The organism is Amycolatopsis sp. WAC 04197 (assembly GCF_003947475.1).
In the GTDB taxonomy this organism is placed as follows: Bacteria; Actinomycetota; Actinomycetes; order Mycobacteriales; family Pseudonocardiaceae; genus Amycolatopsis; species Amycolatopsis japonica.
In genome coordinates this window covers 182,012-208,070 of sequence record NZ_QHJK01000001.1, presented here as the reverse complement: position 1 = coordinate 208,070, position 26,059 = coordinate 182,012, and the positions used below count along the sequence as shown (strand labels likewise).

At 68.6% G+C, this 26,059-nt stretch carries 23 protein-coding genes and 1 tRNA gene; 12 read left to right on the top strand and 12 right to left on the bottom strand.

The window, feature by feature from the left end; translation table 11 throughout:
* On the top strand, positions 1-1,056 hold the full coding sequence (locus tag DMC64_RS00980) for a patatin-like phospholipase family protein (protein ID WP_255432371.1): 1,056 nt from the start codon (positions 1-3) through the stop codon (positions 1,054-1,056).
* Positions 1,057-1,098: 42 nt separating this feature from the next.
* On the opposite strand, the gene DMC64_RS00975 is transcribed toward DMC64_RS00980, so the two are convergent.
* The 5 genes from DMC64_RS00975 to DMC64_RS00955 form a co-directional block, all read right to left on the bottom strand.
* On the bottom strand, positions 1,099-1,695 hold the full coding sequence (locus tag DMC64_RS00975) for a class F sortase (RefSeq protein WP_052120296.1): 597 nt from the start codon (positions 1,693-1,695) through the stop codon (positions 1,099-1,101).
* 4 nt (positions 1,696-1,699) lie between these two features.
* A complete protein-coding gene (locus DMC64_RS00970; RefSeq protein WP_228694826.1) occupies positions 1,700-2,404 on the bottom strand; it encodes a hypothetical protein in 705 nt (234 codons plus the stop codon).
* 270 nt (positions 2,405-2,674) lie between these two features.
* Positions 2,675-3,007 (bottom strand): hypothetical protein, encoded by a 333-nt coding sequence (locus DMC64_RS00965; RefSeq protein WP_037333898.1) that lies wholly within the window; start codon positions 3,005-3,007, stop codon positions 2,675-2,677.
* Positions 3,008-3,016: 9 nt separating this feature from the next.
* The gene (locus DMC64_RS00960; RefSeq protein ID WP_125731415.1) at positions 3,017-4,057 is read right to left on the bottom strand and encodes a PLP-dependent aspartate aminotransferase family protein; all 1,041 of its coding nucleotides are present in this window, start codon (positions 4,055-4,057) and stop codon (positions 3,017-3,019) included.
* Positions 4,058-4,082: 25 nt separating this feature from the next.
* Positions 4,083-7,319, bottom strand: a complete 3,237-nt coding sequence (locus DMC64_RS00955; RefSeq protein ID WP_233629525.1) for a penicillin acylase family protein — start codon at positions 7,317-7,319, stop codon at positions 4,083-4,085.
* A gap of 141 nt (positions 7,320-7,460) precedes the next feature.
* On the opposite strand from DMC64_RS00955, the gene DMC64_RS00950 reads away from it, so the two are divergent.
* Positions 7,461-7,835, top strand: coding sequence for an FKBP-type peptidyl-prolyl cis-trans isomerase (locus DMC64_RS00950; RefSeq protein ID WP_037333902.1), 375 nt, complete (start codon positions 7,461-7,463; stop codon positions 7,833-7,835).
* A 198-nt stretch (positions 7,836-8,033) separates the two neighbouring features.
* On the opposite strand, the gene DMC64_RS00945 is transcribed toward DMC64_RS00950, so the two are convergent.
* A tRNA-Leu gene (locus tag DMC64_RS00945) sits at positions 8,034-8,116 on the bottom strand.
* Positions 8,117-8,246: 130 nt separating this feature from the next.
* On the opposite strand from DMC64_RS00945, the gene DMC64_RS00940 reads away from it, so the two are divergent.
* From DMC64_RS00940 to pknB, 7 genes are all read left to right on the top strand, one after another.
* On the top strand, positions 8,247-9,503 hold the full coding sequence (locus DMC64_RS00940) for a DUF3662 and FHA domain-containing protein (RefSeq protein WP_037333909.1): 1,257 nt from the start codon (positions 8,247-8,249) through the stop codon (positions 9,501-9,503).
* A 160-nt stretch (positions 9,504-9,663) separates the two neighbouring features.
* A complete protein-coding gene (locus tag DMC64_RS00935) occupies positions 9,664-10,131 on the top strand; it encodes an FHA domain-containing protein (RefSeq protein ID WP_007030429.1) in 468 nt (155 codons plus the stop codon).
* Complete coding sequence (locus tag DMC64_RS00930; protein WP_016330504.1) at positions 10,128-11,525, top strand: PP2C family serine/threonine-protein phosphatase; 1,398 nt, start codon at positions 10,128-10,130, stop codon at positions 11,523-11,525. The genes DMC64_RS00935 and DMC64_RS00930 overlap by 4 nt, the downstream gene beginning before the upstream one ends.
* Positions 11,525-13,003: an FtsW/RodA/SpoVE family cell cycle protein gene (locus DMC64_RS00925; RefSeq protein ID WP_037333912.1), complete on the top strand. Its 1,479-nt coding sequence runs from the start codon at positions 11,525-11,527 to the stop codon at positions 13,001-13,003. The genes DMC64_RS00930 and DMC64_RS00925 overlap by 1 nt, the downstream gene beginning before the upstream one ends.
* The gene (locus DMC64_RS00920; protein ID WP_037333914.1) at positions 13,000-14,463 is read left to right on the top strand and encodes a penicillin-binding protein 2; all 1,464 of its coding nucleotides are present in this window, start codon (positions 13,000-13,002) and stop codon (positions 14,461-14,463) included. The genes DMC64_RS00925 and DMC64_RS00920 overlap by 4 nt, the downstream gene beginning before the upstream one ends.
* 3 nt (positions 14,464-14,466) lie before the next feature.
* Positions 14,467-15,774 carry a protein kinase gene (locus DMC64_RS00915; RefSeq protein ID WP_037333915.1) on the top strand — a complete coding sequence of 436 codons (1,308 nt, stop codon included), beginning with the start codon at positions 14,467-14,469 and terminating at the stop codon, positions 15,772-15,774.
* Positions 15,771-17,732 carry a Stk1 family PASTA domain-containing Ser/Thr kinase gene (gene pknB / locus DMC64_RS00910; RefSeq protein ID WP_125731413.1) on the top strand — a complete coding sequence of 654 codons (1,962 nt, stop codon included), beginning with the start codon at positions 15,771-15,773 and terminating at the stop codon, positions 17,730-17,732. The genes DMC64_RS00915 and pknB overlap by 4 nt, the downstream gene beginning before the upstream one ends.
* Before the next feature lie 164 nt (positions 17,733-17,896).
* On the opposite strand, the gene DMC64_RS00905 is transcribed toward pknB, so the two are convergent.
* The 4 genes from DMC64_RS00905 to DMC64_RS00890 are packed head-to-tail and all read right to left on the bottom strand — an operon-like array spanning position 17,897 to position 20,524.
* Positions 17,897-18,439, bottom strand: coding sequence for an AAA family ATPase (locus DMC64_RS00905; RefSeq protein WP_125731411.1), 543 nt, complete (start codon positions 18,437-18,439; stop codon positions 17,897-17,899).
* The gene (locus DMC64_RS00900; RefSeq protein ID WP_125731409.1) at positions 18,439-19,083 is read right to left on the bottom strand and encodes a hypothetical protein; all 645 of its coding nucleotides are present in this window, start codon (positions 19,081-19,083) and stop codon (positions 18,439-18,441) included. Before DMC64_RS00900 ends, DMC64_RS00905 begins: the two co-directional genes overlap by 1 nt.
* Complete coding sequence (locus DMC64_RS00895; protein ID WP_125731407.1) at positions 19,071-19,883, bottom strand: ATP-binding cassette domain-containing protein; 813 nt, start codon at positions 19,881-19,883, stop codon at positions 19,071-19,073. Before DMC64_RS00895 ends, DMC64_RS00900 begins: the two co-directional genes overlap by 13 nt.
* Positions 19,880-20,524: an aminodeoxychorismate/anthranilate synthase component II gene (locus DMC64_RS00890; RefSeq protein WP_125731405.1), complete on the bottom strand. Its 645-nt coding sequence runs from the start codon at positions 20,522-20,524 to the stop codon at positions 19,880-19,882. The genes DMC64_RS00895 and DMC64_RS00890 overlap by 4 nt, the downstream gene beginning before the upstream one ends.
* A 111-nt stretch (positions 20,525-20,635) precedes the next feature.
* On the opposite strand from DMC64_RS00890, the gene DMC64_RS00885 reads away from it, so the two are divergent.
* Positions 20,636-21,955 carry an FAD-dependent oxidoreductase gene (locus DMC64_RS00885; RefSeq protein ID WP_125732775.1) on the top strand — a complete coding sequence of 440 codons (1,320 nt, stop codon included), beginning with the start codon at positions 20,636-20,638 and terminating at the stop codon, positions 21,953-21,955.
* A gap of 52 nt (positions 21,956-22,007) precedes the next feature.
* Here the strand turns inward: DMC64_RS00885 and DMC64_RS00880 are convergent, their stop codons facing one another.
* Together DMC64_RS00880 and DMC64_RS00875 are read right to left on the bottom strand one after the other, a co-directional pair.
* Positions 22,008-22,664 (bottom strand): response regulator transcription factor, encoded by a 657-nt coding sequence (locus tag DMC64_RS00880; protein WP_073845956.1) that lies wholly within the window; start codon positions 22,662-22,664, stop codon positions 22,008-22,010.
* A complete protein-coding gene (locus tag DMC64_RS00875; protein ID WP_125731403.1) occupies positions 22,604-24,379 on the bottom strand; it encodes a sensor histidine kinase in 1,776 nt (591 codons plus the stop codon). Before DMC64_RS00875 ends, DMC64_RS00880 begins: the two co-directional genes overlap by 61 nt.
* A gap of 133 nt (positions 24,380-24,512) precedes the next feature.
* Between DMC64_RS00875 and DMC64_RS00870 the strand changes: the two genes are divergently transcribed.
* A complete protein-coding gene (locus tag DMC64_RS00870; RefSeq protein WP_125731402.1) occupies positions 24,513-25,223 on the top strand; it encodes an ABC transporter ATP-binding protein in 711 nt (236 codons plus the stop codon).
* 15 nt (positions 25,224-25,238) lie between these two features.
* Positions 25,239-25,973 (top strand): ABC transporter permease, encoded by a 735-nt coding sequence (locus DMC64_RS00865; RefSeq protein WP_125731399.1) that lies wholly within the window; start codon positions 25,239-25,241, stop codon positions 25,971-25,973.
* The last annotated feature ends 86 nt before the right edge of the window (positions 25,974-26,059 follow it).

Sequence of the window (26,059 nt, the reverse complement as noted above, 5' to 3'; positions counted from 1 at the left end):
GTGGGGGATACCAACAAAGCTTCGGCCACCCGGCAAGGCGTCGGTCTCGCGCTGTCCGGCGGCGGCTACCGCGCGATGTTGTTCCACACCGGGGCCCTGTGGCGGCTCAACGAACTCGGCTGGCTGTCGAAGATCTCGACGTTCTCCAGCGTTTCGGGCGGCTCGATCGCGGCCGGCGTGCTCGCGCACGCCTGGGCGGAGCTGAAGTTCGAGAACGGTGTCGCGGCCAACTTCTCCGACAACGTCGTCGCGCCGATCCGGAATCTGGCCCGCAAACGGCTCGACATCCCGGTCACCCTGCTCGCCATGGCCGTGCCCTGGCGGAGTGCCGGCGAGGAGCTCGCGCGGGTGTACACGAAACACCTGTTCGGCGACTGCTGCCTGAAGGACATCGACCCGACGGGCCCGCAGTTCGTCTTCACCGCGACGAACCTCCAGGACGGCGCGCTGTGGTGGTTCTTCCGGCAGAACGGCCCGCACGGGAACATCCCGCTCGCGACCGCGGTGGCCGCGTCTTCGGCGTTCCCGCCGATGCTCTCGCCCGTGGTGATCCGGGATCCGCATTCCGCCGAGCGGAAACGCAAGATCGTGCTGAGCGACGCCGGCGTCTACGACAACCTCGGCCTCGACCCGGTCGAAGGGCACGCGACGGTGCTGGTGAGCGACGCGGGCAAGCGGATGAAGGTCACGCGCAGCGTCAAACGCGACTGGGGACGGCAGCTGCTGCGCGTCCTCGACGTGATCGACAACCAGGTGCGCGAACTGCGGCGCGGCGCGTTGCTGAAGTCCTACGTGGAGAAGGATTTCGCCGGCGCCTACTGGGGGTCTTACGTCGATCTCGCGAACTTCCAGCTCGAAGACTCGCTCGCGGCGCCCGCCGAGCGCACCCACGTGCTGGCGGAAACCCCGACGCGCCTGACGAAACTGCCGGAAGTGCTGCAGGAGCGGTTGATCAACTGGGGTTACGCGGCCTGTGACGCGGGGATGCGGAAGTGGGTCGACACCGAGGCGACGGCTCCGGGCGGGTTCCCGTTCCCGGGTGCCGGGGTGGGTTGAGCGCGTCCCCGAATGCCATGAACGGTCCGTTCATGGCGCTCGTCAGGCGACCAGGTTCGCGTAAACGATGATGTTGTCCTTGTAGCTGTGCTCTTCCTTGTCGAAGACACCGCCACAGGTGATCAGCCGCAGCTGCGGCTTGTCCGTGTTGCCGTAGACCGCTTCCTCGGGGAACTGGTCCTTGGGCACCTGGTCCTTCTTCTCGACCACGAACTTCAGGTTCTTGCCGTCGCTGCGCTCGACGAGCACCTCGTCGCCCGGGTTGACGTCCTTGAGCTTGTAGAAGATGCCCGGCTGCTTGTTGCCGTCGACGTGGCCGAGCAGGATCGACGGGCCGACGTCGCCGGGCACCGGCGAAAGCCGGTACCACGCGGCCTGCATCGGGTTCTTCGCCGACGGGACGGACATCTTGCCGTCCTTGCCGACCGCGACGGTGACCAGACTCGATTCCGCGCCGATCTTGGGGATCTTCACGTTCGTCGGACGAGTCCCGTTGTACGGCTTGACCACCGGCGGGGCCGATTCCGACGGCGCCGCCGCGGCGGGTGCGGCGGGTTCGTCGGTGCCGCAGCCCGTCAGCGCGAGGGAAAGCACAAGGGCGGCCGCGACCACGCGGCCGCCCTGCGTCAGGAGCTTCATCGGATCAGGCCGCGGTGGCGCCGAAACCGGTCTCGATGCCGCCCTTCGGCTTCAGCTTGACCTGCTTCTTCGGCTGCTCCGGCTTGGTGCCCGGCGCGGTCGAGCCGCCGCCGACGGTCTCGATCTCGATGTCACCCTTGCCCGGCTTGCCGTCGCAGGTCCAGGTGAAGGTGCTCGAGGTGCCCTTGAAACCGGGCTTGGCCTCGACGATGTAGATCCACAGGTAGGCGTCGCCGCCGTCCTGGAACGAGTCGACGATGGTGAAGTCCGGCGCGGTGACGTCCGCGGGCTCCGAACCGCACAGGATCGCCAGCGCGCCCTCGTTGCCCTCGACGTAGCCGGCGCCGACGTTCAGCTCGGGCTTCGGCGGGGTGGTGGTGGTCGGCTTCTCCGAGGTGGAGGTCGACGGCTTGCCGGAGGTGGGCGTGCCGCTCGTCGAGGTCGGCGTGCCGGTCTCGGAGGAGGACGGCGGGGCCGTCGTGACCTTGCCGCCCGACCACGAGGGCGGGTTGCTGACCTGGCCACCGGACCACGAGGGCGAGGGCGCCGTGGTGGGCGTCTCGCTCGTCGGCGCGGGAGGCGTGGTCGTCGTTTCGGTCTGCGCCATCGCGACCGGCGTCACGGCCAGCGAGATGACGGCGCCGGCCAGCACCGCGCCCGCGAGGCGGCCCAACGTCTTCTTCAAAGTGATCTCCCAGTGGAAAAGCATCGCAACGCACGGTGACCCCCACCCTGCGATCACCCGGGGAAGATTCCCACGTTCGGGTGATAGCGCGATCCTGCCCGAAAACCGCGGCCGGACGTAGCGAATAGACGGTGACAAGAACCACCGTCAAAACAGGTAACGCGGGAGCGGATGCGGCCGATACAAGGGCCTGAAAGTCGCCCAGCCAAGCGAAAAACTCGCGGCTACAAGGGAATGTTAACACCCGGACGGCCCGAAATACCGACCTTTACGAACGAATTCCGAAGGTCACGATCAGAACACCAGGAACAGCGCCACGGCGAACGACAGCACTCCGAAGAAGCCTCCGACGAACAGCCAGGGCTTCGGCGACGTCCGCTTCCGCACCGCCCGGCCGCCGCCCACCCCCGCGATCAGGAGGCCGAGGCCGAACCCGATCCCGGGGATGAAGGTGGCGAGGGTCCGGTTCTCCGCGTCGCAGGCCCAAACCCCGTCACTCGGACAGGGCGCCGCCGCGAGTTCGGCCAGCAGGCCCGCCGCGACGATCGCGAGGAAGCCCAGCACCAGGAGCCAGAACAGGCCCCACAGCCATTGCCCGAGCCGCCGAGGCGGTTTCGTCTCGTCCACGTGCCCAAGCTAGCCGAGCGCGGAGGCCAGATCGGTCCACAGATCTTCCGGATCTTCGAGCCCGACGCTGAACCGGACGAGCCCGGCGGGCACGTGCGCGTCGCCCGCCATCCAGGCCCGCCGCTCGACCAGGCTCTCCACCCCGCCGAGGCTGGTGGCGGCGCGGATCAGCCGCAGCGACCCGATGACCTTGTCGGCGGTCTCGGCGTCCGGGAGTTCGAACGCGATCATCGTGCCGGAGCCGGGATAACGCACCCGGGTGATCGCGGGGTGGTCGAGCAGCCGCGCCGCCAGCAGCTTCGCCGTGCGGGTCTGCTCGGCCAGCCGCACCGGCAGGGTGCGCAGCCCGCGCAGGGCCAGCCACACTTCGAGCGCTCCTGGCGTCGCCCCCAGCCTGGTACGCGCGTCGCGAAGGCCGTTCGCGATGCCTTCGTCGGCCGCGATGGTGAGGCCGAGCAGAAGGTCGCTGTGGCCGCCGATGAGTTTCGTCGCGCTGTGCACGACGATGTCGGCGCCGAGCTCCAGCGGCCGCTGACCGAGCGGGGTGGCGAACGTGTTGTCGACCGCGACCAGGCCGTTCGCCGCGGCGGCGATCGTCTCGATGTCGATGACGTCGAGCGTCGGATTGGTCGGCGATTCGAGCCAGAGCAGGTCCGCGTCCGCGGCGGCGACCCAGGCGGCCGTGTCCTCCGGCTCGATCTCGGTCACCACCAGACGGCCGGTGCCGTGCGCGTGCGCGAGCAGACCGCGCGACCCCGCGTAGGAGAACGTCGGGACACAGACCTTCGCCCCGACCGGCAGGGTGTCGACCACCGCGCTCAGCGTCGCGATCCCCGACGCGAACGCCGTGGCGTGCCCGCCTTCGAGCGCGCCGATCGCGGCTTCGAGGGCCTCCCAGGTCGGGGTGCCGTCCTGGCGCGAATACGCGCGGTCGGCGCCGGCGTCGAAGGTGCTCGCCGCGACGATCGGCACGTTCAGCGGCTCGCCGGGCCCTTCCGGGCGTCCGGCGGCGACGGCGAGGGTGCGGGGTGACCAGTCGTTCGTGTCCACCCCGCCACCGTAAACCGTGCACTCGTCAGTGGGCGTACACCTCGAACTCGTAGAGGGAGTAGCCGTACTTCGTCCCGCGCTGGACACCGGCCATCCGGACATAGCGCCCGTCCACCGCCTCGAAGGCGACGTTGTCCGTTCCGCCGTTTCCGTCCACTATGGACGCCGCGTCCCGCCAGTTCGTGCCGTCGGACGAGACCTGCACCTTGTACGCCTTCCCGTACGCGGATTCCCACTGCAGGACCACGCGGGACACGCGCTGCACCGAACCGAGATCCACGGTGATCGACTGGTTGTCGCTCCAGTCGCTGGCCCAGCGCGTCGACAGGTTGACGTCGATCGCGTTGGACGGCGGCGAGTTGTACCAGCCGGTCTCGTGGCTGCTCGCGCTCACCGACCGGCCGGTGGCGAGGTTGGCGATGTTGTCGCCGCGTTTCGCCGGGAATTCCACGACCTGCTGGAAGGTCGGCCGGTTCTGCGTGCTCATCTTGTCCTGCGTGATACCGCCGAGAGCGCGGTGGATGATCGTGTCGGCGCACCACTGGTCGCCCGCCGCGCAGTCGCCGTCACCGGGATAGACGGTGTTCGCGGGCTGCGCGGCCGCCTGCGTCAGCGAGTCGAGCAGCACCTGACGGCAGGCGCCGACATCGCCGCCACCGCAGTACTTCACGGCGAGCGGACCGGCCACGTTCTGCCCGAGTACCGAGCGGATGTCCTTGTGCACGTAGCCCCACCAGCCGGACTGGTACGACGATCCGGCGTGCCCCTGGCCGACGTGCTTGCCGGGAACCTCGTTCTGCCAGCCGGAAGGCGATTCGTTGATCTTCAGCACGCCGACCATGGCGCCGTAGGCGGCGTCACCCATACCGGGTTTGAACTGGGCGTTCACCAGCAGCGGCCACCAGGCGTCCATGATGCGGATCGCGTCGGCGTTGGCGTAGGCCTTGCTGCCCGGCGAGGTCTCCGAGCGCAGACCGCCCGCGGCGAGCCAGGTCTTGAGCTTCGCCACCGCGTCGGCGGCCGGGCCGGTCACCGGTGCCTTGTCGATCACCTTGAACAGTTCCGGCAGCACCTTCTCCGCGCGGAGATCGGCCAGCGCCGCCTCCTCCATGGCCTGCGTGAGGTTCACCCGCGTCACCTTGGTGCCGCTGGAGACCATCTTCTTGACCCGCGCGTCGATCAGATCGCCGCGGTGCACGGCACTCTTGTCCGCGCCGCTGGCCGCGTAACCGTTGGCCTGCGCGTTGTTCCAGCTGATGTAGTAGTCCTGGTTGATCGACTGCGGATGCTGCGAAGACGGCGTGTAGTTCGCGAGGTTGCCGTCGGGGTTCCAGCCCTGCCAGTCGAATCCGGCGTCCGCCTTCACCGGCATGGCCGGGTCGACGTTCGGATTGCGGACGGGGTTCGAGCCGGAGTTGAAGTACGCGACGTCACGCGAGTCGGCGTAGAACCAGTTGTAGGTCTGGTTGACGTCGGCCGCCGCGGCCTGGAAGTCCTGCGCGGATTTGATCGCGTCCGGGTCGTTGAACTTCTGGAAACCGATGATCGTGTCGATCTCGTGCTGGAACGTCGACCGCAGCGACGCGTACGCCACCGGTTTGCCGCCGACCAGCGCCCGGCTCGTCACCGGCCCGTACTTGGTGCGGAAGCTGCGCAGCGTGTACGAACCTTCGGCCGTCCCGTCGGCGACCGTGGGCTTCCACGCGTTCTTGCGCTCGACGATCTCGAACGGCAGGCACTGACCGCGGAAGCGATAGAAGTTGGAGTTCTTCGTCGGCGCGGAACCGTTCTGCTCGCACAGTTCGACGGCGTAGGTGTCGGTGATGTCCTGCGACGCCGAGGTCGCGCTCCACGAGTAATCCTTGCCGCGACCGAGCAGCACGTACATGCTGATACCCGCGAACGAGGCACCGCGCGCGCTGATGCCAGGGCCCTGGAGTTCTTGCAGCATAAGCAATTGCGGGGCGAAGTAACCGGCCTGCGGGCCGAAGACGGCGACCGGGTGACCGCTCGCGGTCTTGGCGCCGGACACCACCAGCGCGTTGGACATGCCGTGCTTCTCCGACAGCAGGTTCCCCGGCAGGACGCCGTCGTCGAAGATGCCGCGGACGGCCTTCTGGTCCTCGGGCGCCGGAACGTCCACCTTGGCGGGCGTCGCCGTCCCGGCGGAACCGGTCGGATCGAAGACCAGCTGCTGCCCGGTGACCGAACCCTTGTCCGGCATCGCCGCGCCCTGCGGGTTCGACGGCGCCTTGCCGTAGTCGAACGTCTGTCCATTGTGGAGTGTCTTGACGGTCTCGGGATCGTCCTCGGACCGCAGGCTCTTCCAGACCTTGTCGCCTTGTTCGAGGCCGTACTTCTCCTGCATCGCCATCTTCGCGATGGCGTTCTGCACCTCGCCGCCACCGCCGGCGCCGAACTGCGCCCCGACGACGGCGGCGAGGACGACGAGGTCGGTGAGCTTGAACGGCTCGATGGTCCCGGCGTTCGTGATCGCGTCGACGTGCCCGGTGAGCACGTACTCGCCGGGGAAGTAGCGGCCGCTGTGCGCGTCGGAGATGTACTTGTTGACGCCCTGCACGTACGCCTCGGCGTCGGCCTTGCCCTGCGCGCCACGCGGGCCGCTGGCCGCGGCGTTGTCGATCTGCTTCTGGAGTTCCTGCTCGGTGTACGGCGCCGAGGCGAAGAAGCTCTGCTCGAGTTCGCGGTTGCCCTGCGCGCCACCGGCGTACGAGGTCAGCTGGCCGCGGCCGACGCGGCGCATGATGTCCATCAGCCACAGGCGGTCCTGCGCGGCGGCGTATCCGGCGCCGTACATCGTTCCCGGCCGCGTCGTGCCGACGATCCGGGGCACGCCGATCCCCTTGTCGCGGGTGATCGTCACGTCCGAACGCGGTTTGATCGTGCTCTCGACCTGACCGGACGGAACGCCGAACGACGCGTCGTTGAAGAACTGGTTGATCTTGTCCGTGGTCAGTGTCTTGTAGCCGTCGGCGAGCGAGGCGTACTTGCCGAGCTGATCGGCCGAATGAGCGGGCCGGGTGCCGAACGCCTTGTGCGCCAGGATTTCGGCGAGCGTGGCGTTCCCCTTGGTGCCGGGCGGGAGGATGTCACCGCACTGACCGCCGCAGTAGTCGTCGAGCGCGGCCGCCACCACCGAGTTCTGTGGCGCCTCCGCGGCGTTCGCCTGCAGTGCCGGAACGGTGCCCGCCACCAGCGTCAGCCCCGCCAGCGTCGTCAAGACCCGTATGCCTCGTCGCATGAAAGACCTCCGTCGTCGGAGAGTGACGAGGCGCACACTACCCACGGGTATCCAAATTTGTGAAGACTATTCGCGTTCTTGCCACCGTTCGGCGGAACACTCGCCCTGCGGGCCCGGGACCTGCGGAGGTAGCTTATGGACATGTCTTTGCAGAAGCCCCAGATCGACCGCCCGGAGGGCCCCGCGCCGTCCGACCTGGAGAAGTCCGACATCACCGTCGGCGATGGCCAGGAGGCGAAGGCCGGCGACACCGTCTCGGTGCACTACGTCGGCGTCTCGCACTCGACCGGCGACCAGTTCGACGCCTCGTGGGACCGCGGCGAACCGCTGCGCTTCGGCCTCGGCGCCGGTCAGGTCATCCCCGGCTGGGACCAGGGCGTGGCCGGGATGAAGGTCGGCGGCCGCCGCAAGCTGGTCATCCCGCCGCATCTGGCCTACGGCGAACGTGGCGCCGGCGGCGTCATCAAGCCGAACGAGACCTTGATCTTCGTCGTCGACCTCATCGGCGTGAACTGACCCACACGCGTGCTTCGCACCAAAGACCCGGCCCCCGGCCGGGTCTTTTTCTTTGTTCTTTGAAGCCCACCACCATGCCAACCGCCGCCCCCCACGCACCGTGGGGGGTCCGGGGGGCTCGGCCCCCCGGGTACTGACGAGCGACGACGAACGCGAAAGAGGCCCCGTCGCGCTAGCGAAGGGGCCTCTGACCAAAAGTGGGCGAGGAGGGAGTTGAACCCTCACGTCCTTTCGGACACACGGACCTGAACCGTGCGCGTCTGCCATTCCGCCACTCGCCCGAGTGCTTCGTTCTCTGACAGCTCGCAAAGCGTAGCAGGCGGATTTCACGGGTTTCACCGGGGGCCGTGTCCGACTGGCCGTACCCGGATAGGATCGACGGGGAAGCACACTTGTGAGGAGGGTTGCCCGGTGGGCCGCGTCGAACGCTTTGACAGACGGCTCGAGAACCTCGTGGGCAATACCTTCGCACGCATGTTCGGTGGCAACGTCGTCACGCAGGAAGTGGCGGTGGCGCTCGAGCGCGAGAGCGAGGAGAACGTTCGTGAGCTGGCCGGTGGTCGACAGCTCGCTCCCAATCACTACATCGTGTCGTTGGGGCAGGCTGATCACGAACGTATGGCCGGAGACGAGCGTCGGGTCACCTCGGTGCTGGCGGAGGCGGTCAAGGAACACCTCGCCGAGCACGGATGGGACACCTATGGTGACGTCGTAGTTTCGCTCGAGCGCAACGAGGCGCTGCATACTGGACAGTTCAAGACCCGTTCGTCCGTCGATCCCGACGTCAAGCCCCACGGCGCCGAAGGTTCGTCACGGTCGGCACGACCCAGCAACGCAGGAGACCCAGCAATGAGCCAGCCCCCCGGCTACGGCCAATACGACCAGGGTGACCCGTACGGCCAGCAGGGCCAGTACGGCTACGGACAGCAGGCTGGCCAGCAGCAGCCCGGGTACGACCAGGGTTATGGCGGCCAGCAGCAGGGCGGCTACGACCAGGGTTACGGCGGCGGCGCACAGCAGCCCGGCTACGACCAGTACGGCGGCCAGCAGCAAGGCGGCTACGACCAGGGCTATGGCGGCGGCGCGCAACAGCCCGGCTACGACCAGTACGGCGGCCAGCAACAGGGCGGCTACGACCAGGGCTATGGCGGCGGCGCACAGCAGCCCGGCTACGACCAGTACGGCGGCCAGCAACAGGGCGGCTACGACCAGGGTTACGGCGGCGGCGCACAGCAGCCCGGCTACGACCAGTACGGCGGCCAGCAACAGGGTGGCGGCTACGACCAGTACGGCGGTGGCCAGCAGCAGTACGGCCAGCCCGCCGCGGACCCGTACGCGCAGGGTGGCGGCTACGGCGGCCAGCCGGCGGCCGGGCGTCAGCTCACCGCGAGCCTCCAGCTTGACGACGGCTCGAACCGTTCGTACTCGCTCAAGCAGGGCGGGAACGTCGTGGGCCGCGGCCAGGACGCCGACTTCCGGCTCCCGGACACCGGGGTCTCGCGCCGTCATCTGGAGATCACCTGGGACGGCCAGAGCGCGACGCTCGCGGACATCGGTTCGACGAACGGCACCACCGTCAACGGCACCCCGGTGCAGACGTGGCAGCTGGCCGACGGCGACGTGATCCGCGTGGGCCACTCGTCTCTCGTGTTCCGTACGCAGGGCTGACCGGCGGCGTCCGGAGGGGGTATCGCAGAATTGCGGTGCGGGACCTGTGGTGGATCGGCACCGCGGGTCGTACGCGGAGAGCAAGGCCGTTCGGAGCCGACCATCCCGGACGGCACGGGCTCTCCGCGGCGTACAGGAGAAACGGGAGCGGACACAACAAGTGCCAGAGCTGGTCGTTCAACTCACCAGGGTGGGCTTTCTCGTGCTGCTCTGGCTCTTCGTGTTCGCCGCGTTGCGTGTCGTCCGTTCGGATCTGTACGCGGCCTCCGGGCTGCGAGTGGCCGTCCCGACGTTCGGCCGCAAGAAGAAGGAAAACAAGAAGCCGCGCGGCGGGAAGTCGCCGCAGCAGCTGCTCGTGACCCATGGTGCGCTGGCGGGAACCAGGATCGCCTTGGACGGCAGGCCGATCCTGATCGGCCGCGCCGACGACTCGACTCTGGTGCTGGACGACGACTACGCGTCGACCCGGCACGCCCGGATCGCCCTGCGCGGGGAGGATTGGTACGTGGAAGATCTGGGTTCGACGAACGGGACGTACCTCGACCGGGCTAAGGTCACGGCACCCCTCCGGGTCCCGCTCGGAGTCCCCATCCGGATCGGCAAAACGGTGATCGAGCTTCGCCCATGACTCTCGTCCTCCGCTACGCGGCTCGCAGCGACCGGGGCCTGGTGCGTTCCAGCAACCAGGACTCCGTGTACGCAGGTCCCCGCCTGCTCGCCCTCGCCGACGGCATGGGTGGGCACGCAGCGGGTGAGGTGGCCAGCAAGGTCGTCATCGCCTCCCTCGCGCCCCTCGACGACGACGATCCCAGCGACGATCTCCTCGCTCAGCTGAGAGAGGCCGTCCAGAACGGCAACGCCGCCATCGCCGAGCTCGTCCAGCAGGACCCGGACCTCGACGGGATGGGCACGACCCTGACCGCCGTGCTGTTCGCCGGTTCGCGGATGGGTGTCGTGCACGTCGGCGACTCGCGGGCGTATCTCATGCGCGGCGGTCAGTTCTCGCAGATCACGCGGGACGACAGCTTCGTCAACGAACTTCTCGAACAGGGCCGGATCACGCCGGAAGAGGCCGCGGTGCACCCGCAGCGGTCGCTGCTGCTGAAGGCGCTCACCGGCCACGAGGTCGAGCCGAGCCTGACCGTGCGCGAGGCCCGCGCCGGCGACCGGTACCTGATCTGCTCGGACGGTCTGTCCGGCATGGTCAGCGACGAAACGCTGTCCGAGGCGATCCAGATCCCGGATCCGCAGGCCTGCGCGGACCGGATGATCGAGCTGGCGCTCAAGGGCGGCGGCACCGACAACGTCACGGTGATCATCGCCGACGTCGTCGACGTCGACTTCGGTGAGGACGCGCCCATCGTGGGCGGCGCCGCCGGGGACGGCAGCGACGAGTTCCACCAGGGGGACTCCCCCGCCGCCCGCGCCCGTGCGCTGACCCAGCCCGCGCCGCAGCCGCGGCCGGAGGTCCAGCCCCAGCAGGAGGACCCCAAGGTCAAGCGCCGGAGGCGATTTCGCTGGCTGGCGGGAGCGGTGGTCGTCCTGATCGTGCTGGCCGCGGCGGCGATCGCCACGCGGTATTTCGTGCTGAGCCAGTACTACGTCGGCGAGGGTCCCGGCGAGGAGGTCGTGATCTACCGCGGCGTCCCCGGCAGCATCCTCGGCATCGACCTGCACGCCTACGAGCAGGGCTCGTGCCCGCCGGGCGGGCTGTGCACCGACAAGCTGCTGGTGCCCGCGTTGCAGGAGGACGCGCGGATCGCGGTGAAGAACGGCGTCAAGAAGGACAACCTCGACGACGCCCGCAAGTACATCGACGACTTCCTGCGGCCGCACAAGCAGCTGGCCGACTGCAAGCCGAACACCAGCTCGACTTCCACGCCGCCTTCCGCTTCGTCGCCGCCTCCGGTGTCGTCGTCGGCGGCAGCCCCTTCTACCCCCGCCTCGCCGAGTTCGGCGAACCAGCCAGCGGGGAGGGACTGCTCGACGCCGGCCACGGCAGCACCAGGGGGCGGTAACTGATGAGCACGCCGATCGCCGATCCGGCTTCGGCCCAGTTCGCCACGAACCCTCCGCGCGAGCTGCCCAAACGGCGCGGGACCGAACTCGTCCTCCTGGCGTTCGCGACGTTCATCGTCACCGTCGCGCTCGTGCTGGTGGAGGCGAACCAGGAGCAGGAGCTCACCAGCTCGATCATCTGGCTGGGGCTGTCGTACCTCGGGGTGCTGACGGCGGCGCACCTGGCGGTCCGCCGCTGGGCGCCGTACGCGGACCCGGTGATCCTGCCGTGTGTCGCGCTCCTGAACGGGCTCGGCCTGGTGATGATCCACCGGATCGACCTGGCGCTCGCGGAACGCGCGGTGCAGCAGGGCAAGGAGTACACGCCGGACGTCACCAAGCAGGTGCTGTTCACGGCGATCTCGCTGGTGCTGTTCGTGGTGGTGCTGGTCGTGATCAGCGATCACCGCACGCTGACCCGCTACGGCTACACCTGCGGTCTGGTCGGCATCGTGGCGCTCGCGCTGCCCGCGGTGCTGCCGTCGAGCCTTTCCGAGGTCAACGGCGCGAAGGTCTGGATCAAGCTGCCGTTCTTCTCGATCCAGCCCGGCGAGTTCGCGAAGATCCTTCTGATGATCTTCTTCGCTTCGTTCCTGGTGACGAAACGGGACCTGTTCATGGTCGCGGGCAAGAAGATCGTCGGCGTCGAGCTGCCGCGCGCCCGTGACCTCGGCCCGATCCTGATCGCGGCGGCCGCCTGCCTCGGCGTGCTGGTGTTCGAGAAGGACCTCGGGACGTCGCTGCTGTTCTTCGGCGTCACGCTGGTGATGCTGTACGTCGCGACCGAACGGGTCATCTGGGTCGTGCTGGGCGTCGGTTTCTTCGCCGCCGGCGCGATCATCGCCTACAACCTGTTCACGCACGTCCAGCAGCGCGTCCGCAACTGGATCGACCCGCTCGCCACCTACGACGACGCGGGCGGCGGTTACCAGGTCGCGCAGGGTCTGTTCGGGCTCGGCACCGGCGGGGTCGGCGGCACCGGCCTCGGCGCCGGACGGCCGGACATGGTGCCCGAGGCCAAGACGGACTTCATCACCACGGCGATCGGCGAGGAACTGGGCTTCATCGGCCTCGCCGCGATGCTGATGCTGTACCTGATCCTGGCGATGCGCGGGATGCGCAGCGCCCTCGCGGTCCGCGACACCTTCGGCAAACTCCTCGGCGGCGGCCTCTCGTTCGCCCTGGTCATGCAGATCTTCGTGGTCGTCGGTGGCGTCACGAACCTGATCCCGAACACCGGGATCACCGCCCCGTTCCTCTCCCGCGGTGGTTCTTCACTGCTCGCGAACTACATCCTGGTGGCCCTCCTGCTCCGAATCTCCGACGCCGCCCGCAAACCCGCGGTGCGGCCGAAGCCGCAGCAGCCGCAGGCGCCGCTCGCCGAAGCGCACACGGTGATGGTCCAGCGGCCGCCCGTGAACGGTGAGGGGAGCGCTTCGTGAACACCCCGCTCCGCAAGGTGGGCGTCGCCATGCTCGTCATGGTGGTGCTCCTGCTGGCCAACGCCACCTACATCCAGGTGGTCAAGGCCGACGACTACCGCACGGACTCACGCAACCTGCGGGTGCTCTACGACGAGTTCTCCCGCCAGCGCGGCCTGATCGTGACGCCGGACGGCACGGCGCTCGCGAAGGTCGAACCCTCGAACGACAAGTACAAGTTCATCCGGTCCTACGCCGACGGCCCGATGTACGCGCCGGTCACCGGCTACTACTCGATCAACTACGGTTCGGGCGGCCTGGAGCGGTCCGAGGACGACGTCCTCAACGGTTCGGACCCGCGGCTGTTCGTGCGGCGTCTGTCGGACATGGTCACCGGCCGCGACCCGCGTGGCGGGAACGTGCGGCTGACGATCAACCCGGCCGTGCAGAAGGCCGCGTACGACCTGATGACGCAGAAGGGTTACACCGGCTCGGTGGTCGCGATCGAGCCGAAGACCGGGCGCATCCTGGCCATGGTCTCGACGCCGTCGTACGACCCGAACAAACTCGCCTCGCATGTCGGCAAGGAGCAGATCGCGGCCTGGGGCCAGTGGCGCGACGACCCGAAGAAGCCGATGCTGAACCGCGCGATCTCGGAGACCTACCCGCCGGGTTCGACGGCCAAGCTGCTGGTGACCGCGGCCGCGCTGGAGAACGGCAAGACGGCGGACATGCCGGTCAACACCGCGCCCAACGTCAAGCTCCCCGGCACGCAGACGACGCTGGAGAACTACGGCGGCGCGGCCTGCAAGGGCAGCACGCTGAAGGAAGCGCTGCGGTATTCCTGCAACGTGCCGTTCGCCGAGCTCGCCGGCGAACTGGGCAAGGACAAGCTGAACGCGACGGCGAAGAACTTCGGTGTCGGCGAGGACCTGGCCGTGCCGATGCGGGTCGCCGCTTCTTCCCTCGGGCCCCTCGAGTCGAAGGCGGCGTTGTTCCAGAGCGCCATCGGGCAGCGCGACGTGCGCCTGACCCCGATCCAGGACGCCCTGCTTTCGGCGACCATCGCCAACAACGGGATGGCGATGAAACCGCAGCTGGTGCAGGCGCTGCTGGCGCCGAACCTGTCGACCATCGAGGACTACAAGCCGACCGAGCTGACCGGTGACGCCGCCATGTCCAGCGCGAACGCCGCGATCCTGCGCGACATGATGCTGGCGTCGGAGGAGAACACGAAGGGCGCCGGCAAACGAGGCGACATCCAGATCGCCTCCAAGACCGGCACCGCCGAGCACGGCAACGACCCGAAGAACACCCCGCCGCACGCCTGGTACACCGGGTTCGCGCCGGCGATGGACCCGAAGATCGCCGTCTCGGTGATCGTCGAGTCCGGGGGCAACCGCGGGCTCGAAGCGACCGGTGGCACCGTGGCCGCGGAGATCGGCCGCGCCGCCGTCAACGCCATGCTCGGGGGTGGATAGCGGATGCTGTCCTCGGGTCAGCTGCTGGCCGACCGGTACAAGCTGACGAACCGGATCGCCGTCGGCGGGATGGGCGAGGTCTGGCAGGCCAGTGACACGCGGCTGGACCGGACGGTCGCGGTCAAGATCCTCAAGGCGGAGCTGTCCGGCGACGCCGAGTTCCTGCACCGGTTCCGGACCGAGGCGCGGATGACCGCGTCGCTGAACCACCCCGGCATCGCCGCGGTGCACGACTACGGCGAGACGGTCGCGGACGAGCTGTCGATCGCGTATCTGGTGATGGAGCTGGTCGAAGGCGATCCGCTGGCCGCGATCATCACCCGCGAAGGACGGCTGAACGCCGAGCGCACCCTGGACATCCTGGAGCAGGCCGGTAACGCGTTGCAGGCCGCGCACGAAACCGGTCTCGTGCACCGCGACGTCAAACCGGGCAACATCATGGTGACCCCGGCCGGGCAGGTGAAGATCACCGACTTCGGTGTCGCGAAGGCCGCCGACGCCGCCCCGGTGACCAGGTCCGGCATGGTCATGGGCACCGCCCACTACATCGCTCCCGAGCAGGCGCTCGGGCACAACGCCGAACCGGCGAGCGACGTCTACTCGCTGGCCGTGTGCGGCTACGAATGCCTCACCGGGCACCGGCCGTTCCTTTCGGAGAACGCGGTGACGGTCGCGATGATGCACATCCGCGACATCCCGCCGCCACTGCCGCCGGACGTGCCGCCGGGCGCCCGCGCGGTGATCGAAGCGACCCTGATCAAGGATCCGAGACAGCGGTACAACAGCGGCGGCGAGTTCGCGGCCGCCGTCGCCGCGGTCCGCGCCGGGCTGCCCCTGCCGACGCCGTCCGGACTGGTGAACGTGGCCTACCCGGCCGGCCAGCCCGTGCTGCCGCAGCAGGTACCGCCCGGCCCGCACTCCCCGCCGAACCCGATGGCGGCGGTGGGACCGGCGTCGCATCCGGCGATGCACCCGGTCACCGGCCCGCCGCCGATGGCGGTCCGCCGTCTGCCCGGCAGACGGCCACAATGGGGCTGGTGGCTGCTGCTCGCGGTGATCCTGATCGCAGTACTGGTGGCAGGAGCCTTCCTCATCGTGAGACTGGTCGGTTCGGGCAACGGACCGCAGTCGGGCGGCGTGGAAACGAGTGAACACGCGCCGGCTCCGGGTAAGAAGTCCGAAGGTCCTCCGCCGACATCCGCGTACCCCGCGGTTCCGACGGAGGGCGGCACCGAGGAGCCGGCCGGACAGGCGAATCCGGGAATGATGAGCAGCAAACCTTGGACGGAATGGAACGGCACGCAGAGATGAGCACACCAAGACTGCTCAGCAACCGCTACGAGCTGGGCGAGACGCTCGGCTACGGAGGCATGTCCGAGGTCCACCACGGCCACGACGTGCGCCTGGGCCGGGAGGTGGCGATCAAGATCCTGCGTGCCGACCTGGCGCGGGATCCCCAGTTCCAAGAACGTTTCCGTCGCGAGGCACAGAACGCGGCGGCACTGAACCACCCGGCGATCGTCGCCGTCTACGACACCGGCGAGACGAACACCGAGTTCGGCCCGCTGCCCTACATCGTGATGGAGTACGTCGAAGGACGGACTCTGCGCGACATCGTGAAGACCGAAGGCCCGATGTCGCAGAAGCGGGCCATGGAGGTCATGGCCGACGTCTGCGCGGCACTGGACTTCTCGCACCGGCACGGCATCGTGCACCGCGACGTCAAACCGGCGAACGTGATGATCACGAAGAACGGCGCCGTCAAGGTGATGGACTTCGGTATCGCGCGCGCCATGCACGACGGGCAGTCCGCGATGACGCAGACCGCCGCGGTGATCGGCACGGCGCAGTACCTCTCGCCGGAGCAGGCGCGCGGTGAGTCCGTCGACGCGCGTTCCGACGTCTACGCCGCCGGCTGCGTGCTGTACGAACTCATCACCGGCGAGCCGCCCTTCACCGGCGACTCGCCCGTGGCGGTGGCGTACCAGCACGTCCGGGAAGACCCGAACCCGCCGTCGTCGGTGAACCCGGCCGTGGCGCCCGAGCTCGACGCCGTCGTGCTCAAAGCGCTCGCGAAGGGTCCGGCGAACCGGTACCAGTCGTCCGCGGAGATGCGTTCGGACCTCGTCCGCACGCTGTCCGGTCAGCGACCGGCCGCGCCGATGGTGATGTCGGAGGACGAGCGCACCCAGGTCATGGACTCCGACCGCCGGGTGCCGCCGCGCTACGACCAGTACGAGGAAGACGACGAGGACCCCGCCGCGAAGAAGAAGCGCCGGGCCTGGCTCATCGCCGGTCTCGTGGTCTCGCTGGCCGCCATCGTGCTGCTGATCATGTGGCTGATGGGCGCGTTCACCAGCACCGGCGCGGAGAGCAAGGCCATCCCGACGGTCGTGGGCCAGTCCGAGGTTTCGGCGAAGGACACGCTCCGGGGCGCGGGGTTCAACTCGTTCGAGCCGACCAAGAAGGTGCCCTGCACCGGGGAGGCCGTCAACGGGCTGCCCGCCTGCGACGAGAACGACATCGACAAGGTCATCGCGATCAGCCCGAACCAGGGCCAGGTGATACCGACCTCGGACAAGATCACGCTGACCGTCGGCGCGAAGCCGGGCAAGGTCAAGACCCCGGACCTCAAGGGCAAGACCGTCGCCGAAGCCACGGCCGCGCTGACCGAAGCCGGTCTGAAGCTCGGCGCGACCACCGAGGACGAGACCGAGGACACGAACCAGGCCGGCAAGGTCATGTCGCAGAACCCGAGCGCGCAGGCCGAGGTCGATCAGGGTTCGAAGGTCGACATCACGGTCGGCAAGTCCAAGGAACTGAAGACGGTCCCGAATTACAAGGGCAAGACCCAGGCCGAGGCCGAAGCCGGGTTGAAGGCGGCCGGGTTCACCCCGCAGGTCACCAACGTGGACTCCGACCAGCCCAAGGGCACCGTGATCGACCAGACCCCGAACGGTGGCAAGCTGCCTGTCGGCAGTGTGGTCAAGCTGTCGGTGTCGAACGGCAACCAGGAAACCTTCGAAATGCCGAATCTGAAGGGCATGACCGAGGATCAGGCGACGCGGCAGCTGCAGCAGCTGGGCTGGAACGGAACCCTGGACACGCAGGCCGACAAGAACGGTGACCGGGACCAGGCGGGCAAGGTCAGCAAGACCAACCCGCAGGCCGGTGCGAAGGTCGCGAAGAACGCGCCGATCACGCTGTTCATCGTGGAAGGCGACGAGACGTCGACGACGTCGAGCTCGCGGCTCTTCCCTCCGGGCTGACAGAGTTGAATGGGGCCCCGCACGGTTTCGTGCGGGGCCCTTTTTCATGTCAGCTTTTCGAGGTGGCCCGGTTTCACCAGGGGTCGTGAGTGAAAAAGAGCGTTAGAACCGCCCTTGCCACTCACGACCTCCTTTGTGGCCCACGGGATAGTGGCGGGCAGGGTTCAGGGCGCCAAGTTTTCGAGCAGTCCTTGGTATGCCTGCTGGATCCGTCCGGCGCCGGTCCGCACCACGACCGCCTTCGGGCGCGTGGCGATGAGCGCCACGAGCCGGTCGTACATCTCCGCCAGCCGTTCGGGCCCGCCCAGCATCTCGTGCGCCTCGACGTGTTCGGGCTCCGCCGCCGCGCGCGTGCGCTCGGCGAACCGCCGGAGCACGTTGTCCTTGGTGTCGAGGAGGACGATCTCGCGGAACTCCGCGGCCGTTTCGCCGGCGAGGGTTTCGAGGCGTTCGAGGAGTTCGGCGCGGCCGAGGAACTGCGGGACGATCACGTCGTTGCCCGCGATCAGATGGGTGCGCGCGGCGCTCACGGCGAGGTCGCGGGCGAGCGTTCCGGCCTTCGCGGCGTTCTCGCGCCAGGCGCCGAGCAGACCGCGGAGCCGGTCGATGTCGAGGTTCAACGTCAGCGGATGGTCTTCGGCGTACAGCCGGGCGAGGGTCGACTTCCCGCAGGCGGGCGGGCCGTTGAGCACGATGAGCCGCGGCATCAGGCGTTGCGCCGGAGCAGATACCCGACGGCCGTCGCGCTCAGCAGCAAGGCGGCGACCGCCGCCACGGCGGTCACGACGAACGGGCCGGTCAGGGGTTGTTGCGAGGCCAAGGCGCGCAGCAGCGGGTTGGCCAGCGGAAGCCACTTCATCAGGAGCACCGCCGCGAGGGCGAAGACCGCGGCCAGGACGGACCAGCCGATCCGCGGGACCAGCAGCCGTGAGCAGGGCAGGCCGATCGCGATCCCGAACAGCGCGCACAACGCGTGCGCCGAGGCGCCCAGCGCGAAGGTGCCGATCGTGAAGCCGCCGGTCCGGAGCCCCGACCACAGCACCGTCACGAGGATCAGCACGACCGCGCAGCCGAAGACGGCCAGCGTGGCGCCGCCGAGGACCGATCGCCAACGTCGTGCGTGGCTGAACGTCACCAGCCGCTGGACCGGGTCTTCGACGTCGAGCATCGCGATGGTCAGCCAGCACGAGACCACCAGGAGCGAGCCCGCGCTGATCCCGTACTGCGGCAGCAGCGGCGACTTCGGATCCGTGTAGAGCACGGTGTTCACCGCGATGTAGGCGAGGATCGCGGGCAGATAGCGCTGGGAGTGGCCGAGCAGCGCGAGGTAGTAGCGCGTCATGGCGAGCACGGCGCCACCTCCCGGACCGAAAAGCCGCGGTTGAGCGCGCGCAGCAGGACCGCGTCGGCGTGCCCGGCTTCGACCGTCAGGACGACCTTCCCGTCCTCGGCCACGACGCGACTCACTCCGGGTTCCGAAGACCAGTCGACGCTGGTGCCGTGCAGGACGATCCTCGTCGCGCTCTCGGTTTTCGGCATCGCTTCAACACGGGTCAGGAGGCCGTCGTCGATCCGGTAGACGTCGTCGGCGTGGGCGTGCACGACGGAGGCGCGGTGGTCGGTGAAGACCACGCTCGCGCCCCGTTCCTTGGTCTCGGCGACGAGTTCGCCGAGCACGGTGTGGGCTTCGACGTCGAGACCGGACCAAGGCTCGTCGAGGATCAGCAGCTCCGGCTCGGCGAGGACCGCCTGGGCTAGGCCGACCTTCTGGGCGTTGCCCTTCGACAGCGTCCGCAAGGGCGCGTCCGGGCCGCCGACCAGCGCCAGCCTGTCCAGCAGAGGGTCGATCGCCGACAAGTCGACATGGCCGTCGATGCGGGCCATATGCCGCAGGTACGCCCGGGCGCTCATCCGCTGTCCCGCCGGGAAGCGGTCCGGCAGGTAGCCGACGCGCGGAGCGCCCACGACCTTTCCCGAGGTCTCTCGGGAAAGTGCCGCGAGAATCCTGAGCAGCGTCGACTTTCCCGAGCCGTTCGAGCCGAGGACACCGAGCACGCGGCCCGCCGGGACGTCGAGGTCGACGTCGGCGAGCACGGGTTCACCGCGGCCGTAGCGCTTACCGACTCCCTCGAGCCGGATCAGCGAGGTCACGCAGCAGCGGCCTTCTGCAGCGCGCGAGTCGCCTGTTCGAGTTCATTGACCGTGGCGTCGGGGACCGGGTGCCCGGCGGAAGCCATCCAGTTCGCCAGCATCCGGTGACCGCCCTGGGTGAGCACGGACTCGGGGTGGAACTGGACGCCTTCGAGCGGCAGCTCGCGGTGCCGCATGCCCATCACGACACCGGACTCGGTGCGTCCTGTGATTTCGAACACGGTCTCGTCGATGGTTTCCGGCAAAACGGTCAGCGAGTGATACCGCGTGGCGGTGAATTCCGAGGGGAGCCCGGCGAGCACTCCGTCGCCCGAATGGTGGACTTGACTGGTCTTGCCGTGCAGCAGTTCCGGAGCGCGGTCGACGGTGGCGCCGAAGACCACGCCGAGGGCCTGGTGGCCGAGGCAGACGCCGAGCATCGGGATGCGTTCCTCGGCGCATTTGCGGATGACGTCCATGCTCTGACCAGCGCGTTCCGGGGTTCCGGGGCCGGGAGAGACGAGGACCGCGTCGAACTCGCCGAGCTTGTCGAGCTCCACCACGTCGTTCCGCCAGACGGTGCAGTCGGCGCCGAGCTGGGCCAGATACTGGACCAGGTTGTAGACAAAACTGTCGTAGTTGTCGACGACGAGCACGCGCATGAAACCAGCTTAGCGGCTCCCACCAGGTGGACCGTACGCCAGATCACAATGATTGTTAGGGCTGCCTAACTTACCGTGGTAGGAGTGAGCCGTTCTCTTCGTGTAGCCATCGTGGGTGCCGGTCCGGCCGGCATCTACGCCGCCGACATCCTCGACAAGTCCGACGCTGACGTGACGATCGACCTGTTCGAGCGCATGCCGGCGCCGTTCGGGCTGATCCGGTACGGCGTCGCGCCCGACCACCCCCGGATCAAGGGCATCGTCACCGCCCTGCACAAGGTGCTCGACAAGCCGAACATCCGGCTGCTGGGCAACGTCGACTACGGGACCGACCTCAAACTCGACGACCTGCGCCAGTTCTACGACGCGGTGATCTTCTCGACCGGCGCCATGGCCGACCGCGCGCTCGACATCCCCGGGATCGACCTCGACGGCAGCTACGGCGCCGCCGACTTCGTCTCCTGGTACGACGGGCACCCGGACGTGCCGCGCACCTGGCCGCTGAACGCGACCTCGGTCGCGGTCCTCGGCGTCGGCAACGTGGCGCTCGACGTGGCGCGGATCCTCGCGAAGACCGCCGACGAGCTGCTCAGCACCGACATCCCGGACAACGTCTACCAGGGCCTGAAGGCCAGCCCGGTCACCGACGTGCACGTGTTCGGCCGCCGCGGCCCGGCTCAGGCGAAGTTCACGCCGCTGGAGCTGCGCGAGCTGGACCACTCGCCGAACGTCGAGGTCATCGTGTACCCCGAGGACATCGAGTTCGACGAGGGCAGCATCGCCGCGCTGCGGGCGTCGAAGCAGATCGACATGGTCGTGAAGACCCTGCAGGAGTGGGCGATCCGCGACCAGGGCGACCGGCCGAAGCGGCTGCACCTGCACTTCCTGCACTCGCCGTGCGAGATCGTCGGTGAGGACGGCAAGGTGACCGGCCTGCGGACCGAGCGCACCGAACTGACCGGTGACGGCAACGTGCGCGGCACCGGCGAGTTCCACGACTGGGACGTCCAGGCCGTCTACCGCGCGGTGGGTTACCTGTCTTCGCATCTGCCGGAGATCCCGTTCGACCACACCACCGGGACCGTGCCGAACCAGGCGGGCCGGGTGCTGGACATCGACGAGGAGCAGGTGCCGGGCGTCTACGTGACCGGCTGGATCAAGCGCGGGCCGGTCGGCCTCATCGGCCACACCAAGGGCGACGCGGCCGAAACCATCGCGAGCCTGCTGGCCGACGCCGACAATCTCACGGCCCCGGCTGTCGAGGACCCCGACGCGATCCTCGGCTTCCTGACCGAACGCGGCGTTCCCTTCACCACCTGGGAAGGCTGGGGCAAGCTCGACGCCCACGAGAAGTCGCTGGGTGTCCCGCACGGCCGGGAGCGCGTCAAGGTCGTGGAGCGCGACGAAATGACCCGCATCTCGCGAGGCTGAACCCGTTCCGTGAAGGCCTCCTTCCCTACGCTCAAGGTAGGGAAGGAGGCCTTCACGGCGTACCGAGGTAGGCGAGGACCGCGAGAACGCGGCGGTTCGTGTCGTCCGAGGCGACGATGCCGAGCTTCGCGAAGATGTTCGCGGTGTGCTTCCCCACCGCCCCTTCGCTGAAGTGCAGCCGCGAAGCGATGGCGGCGTTGGAACAGCCTTCGGCCATCAAGCCGAGCACCTCGCGTTCGCGCGGGGTCAGCGCCGCGAGGGGGTCGGATGCGTTGCCCGCCACCAGTTTCGCGATCACTTCGGGATCCATCGCGGTGCCGCCGCCGGCCACCCGCCGCACCGCGTCGATGAACTGGTCCGCGTTGAAGACCCTGTCCTTCAACAGATAGCCGATCGCGCCTGCCCCGTCTGCCAGGAGTTCCCGCGCGTAGAGCTGCTCGACATGTTGCGACAGAACGAGAATCGGCAGTCCAGGGATGTCGCGCCGCACGGCCAGCGAGACCTGAAGCCCTTCGTCGGTGAGCGTCGGCGGCATCCGGACGTCGACGACCGAAACGTCGGGCCGGTGCGTGCGCAGCGCCCGCTCCAGTTCCGGCCCGGTGCCCACCGCCTCGACGACGTCGAAACCGTGCGCGGTCAGCAAATGCGTCAAGCCGTCTCGGAGGAGGTACTGGTCCTCGGCGACGACGCATCGGGGTCGAGCTGGCACGGGATCTCCATGATCGCCTTCGTCGGCCCGCCGAGCGGGCTGGTCAGAGCAAAAGTACCGTCGAAGGCGCCCAATCTGCGTTCGATCCCGCGAATCCCGCTTCCCCTGGCCGCGTTCGCGCCGCCCTTACCGTCGTCGGTCACCTCGATCCGCAACAGACCGTCGTCGTAACCCAGTTCGATCGACACTCTCCGCGCCTCACCGTGCTTCGCGGCGTTGCCCAGCAACTCGCTGACCGCGAAGTACGCGCAAGCCTCCGCGGGCTGTTCGAGCCGGGGAAGGGTGCCGTTCACCGAAGCCCGCAGCGGACTGTCGAGCGCCATCGCCCGCACCGCGTCACCGAGCCCGCGCTCGGACAACACCGGCGGGTGAATCCCGCGCACCAGCAGCCGCAACTCGGTCAGCGTCTCGGACGACGTCTGCCGCAGCTCGGCGGCCAGCCGTTTCGCCGCGGCCGGGTCGCTGTCGATCAGCGCTTCGACCGCACCCAGCTTCATGCCCATCGCGACCAGCCGCGACTGGACGCCGTCGTGCAGATCCCGCTCGATACGCCGCAGCTCGGCGGCCTGTGCGACCGACGCGTCGGTCCGTGTCTGCTTCAACCGCTCGACACGTTGTCCCAGCCGCGAAGCTTCTGTCGGACCGAGAAGCACCTTCGCGAAGCGCGCTCCCAGACGGGCGAGCCAGGGTGTCAGGACCAGCCCGGCGGCGGAGGCTGCCAGGGCCACCGGGGTGAGCGCGAGCGCTTGCCCGAACGGCCGCCAGATCCACAGCGCCACCACACCCCAGAGACCGCCGAACACCAGCGCCGCCGTCGGCACCACCATCAGCAGCAGGACCACGGAGTTGACCACCGCGGCCGCCAGGTCACGCCAGGTGGCGCGGTCGGATATCGCCCAGCGCAACCGCGCGAGCCGCGCCGGCCACCACGGCGTGTCGTACAGCTGCCGTCCGTACCGGTACATCCCGTCCGCCCGCGGCACGGGGAACGGCGGCTCCGGCAGGTACGGCCGGTCGATCCGCACACCGGTCCAGTTCTTGGCCTCGCGGCGCAGGGTGTCGGTCACCGAACGACCGGCGACGACCATCGCCGGGAACAGCGGCGCAGGCCAGATCAGGGTGAACAGCGTCGGGATCGCCATTCCGAGCTGCGCGACGGAAAGCGCGAACAGCCCCAGCTGGAAACCGAGCGCCTTCAGCCTCGTCTTGAGCCAGCCGTCGCCGGTGCGGGCCGGACGAGGCCCGAGCCACCAGCGCGTCCACTTCCCGTACAGGCGAAGCGCGCGCGGCCCGGCCAGCAGGACCGCGGGCACGAGCACCAGACCGGCCAGCGGATTCCACAGCTGCCAGCCGAGATCGCGGCCGGTCGCCGGATCGTCGGAGATCCACTCGAACCGTTTGGTCCACTTGATGAACCACGACCGCTTGAACAGGCTGTTCCCGTCGCGGTACCAGCCGTCGCGCTCACGTTCCGGTTCGGGCGGCGCCGGCCGATAGGGCGGCTCGACCTCGACCCCGCACCAGCGTCCGGCCAGACGCCGGGTGAGCGCGGCACGCGGACGCGTCCCTTCGAGCGCGAGCGTGTAGGCGAAGACCAGGCCGACACAGAGCAGGCAGAAACCCACCAGTTCGAGCAGCAGGTCCAGCCAGCTCACCAGCGCCAAGGCCGCGAGCACGAAGCCCCGGCGCACGGAGGTGAGATAGGTGCGGATCATGCGACGAAGTCTTCCCCACCGACCCGGCCCGGCACAGTGACCGCAGCCCCCCGATCAGGGTGGGTCCAGCCCCACCCCAGCTGTGGGTTCAGCGCCATTCTGGCCAAGTCCGTTGCGCCATAACGTTTTTCGCATGCCAATCATCGAAGTCACCAACCTCCGCAAGACGTACGGGGAGCACGTCGCGGTCGACGACGTTTCGTTCCACGTGGAACAAGGCGAGATCTTCGGGATCCTCGGGACCAACGGCGCCGGCAAGACCACCACGGTCGAATGCCTCCAGGGACTGCGTACGCCGGACTCGGGCTCCATGTCGGTCCTCGGCCTCGACCCCGGCAAGGACCACGCCGCCCTGCGGCAGCGCCTCGGCTCGCAGCTGCAAGAGAGCCGCCTGCCCGACAAGATCAAGGTCCACGAGGCGCTCGACCTCTACGCCTCCTTCTACGCGAACCCCGCCGACACCGGCGACCTGCTCGCGAAGCTCGGTCTCACCGGGCAGCGGGACAAGTACTTCGGCAAGCTTTCCGGCGGTCAGAAGCAGCGCGTCTCGATCGCGCTCGCGCTCGTCGGCCGCCCCGAGGTCGCCGTCCTCGACGAACTGACCACCGGACTTGACCCGCACGCCCGCCGCGACACCTGGAAGCTCGTCGAGGCCGTGCGCGACACCGGCGTCACCGTCCTGCTCGTCACGCATTTCATGGACGAGGCCGAACGCCTCTGCGACCGCCTCGCGATCTTCGACGCCGGACGCGTGGTCGCCACCGGCACCCCGGCCGAACTCCGTGACCGCGCCGGTAAATCCACTTTGGACGAAGCCTTCGTGACCCTGACCGGCCGCGACTGAGCAAGGAGACGAGCAATGAACACACTCGCCAAGATCACCCTCACCGAAACGAAACTCGCCCTCCGCACGCCCGGTTTCGTCATCGGCGGGCTCGTCCTGCCGACGGCCATCACGGCCATCCTCGGCGCCATTCCCGCCATTCGCGCGGACAGCGGAACAGCGACGGGCATGCGCTTCCTCGACGCCTGGGTGCCGTCGATGGTGGTGCTCACCATCGCCATGATGGGCCTGCAAGCGATCCCCGGGATCATCGCGACTTACCGCGAACAGGGCATCCTCCGCCGCTTCGCCACCACTCCGGTGCACCCGGCACAGTTACTGGTGGCGCAGCTGATCATCAACGTCACCGTGACCATCGGCGGGGTCGGCATCCTCCTCCTGTCGGCGGGCGTCGTCTTCGACGTCCCCACCCCGCGTCACCCGCTCGGCTTCCTGCTGACGTTCGTCCTCGGCACGACCGCGATCTTCGGGCTCGGCCTGATCGCCGCCTCGGTCGCCAAGACCAGCCGCGCCGCGAGCGGGATCGCGTTGATCGCCTACCTCCCGATCATGTTCCTCGGCGGCGTCTACCTGCCGCGTCCCCTGCTCCCGGAGGCCATCCGCGACATCGGCGCGTACATCCCGCCGGGCGTCAAAGCCCTCGAAGACGCGTGGACCGGCACCGGCGCGCAACCGCTGCAACTCGCCGTACTGGCGGCTTTCGCGGTGGGCAGTTGTGTCGTGGCGGCGAAGCTCTTTCGCTGGGAGTGACGACGGCTTCCGCCAAAGTGGTGATGATGATCGTTTTCTCTTGTGGCTCGGGCCGCGGGTGGGTAGTCAGGTAGATGGCCCACGTT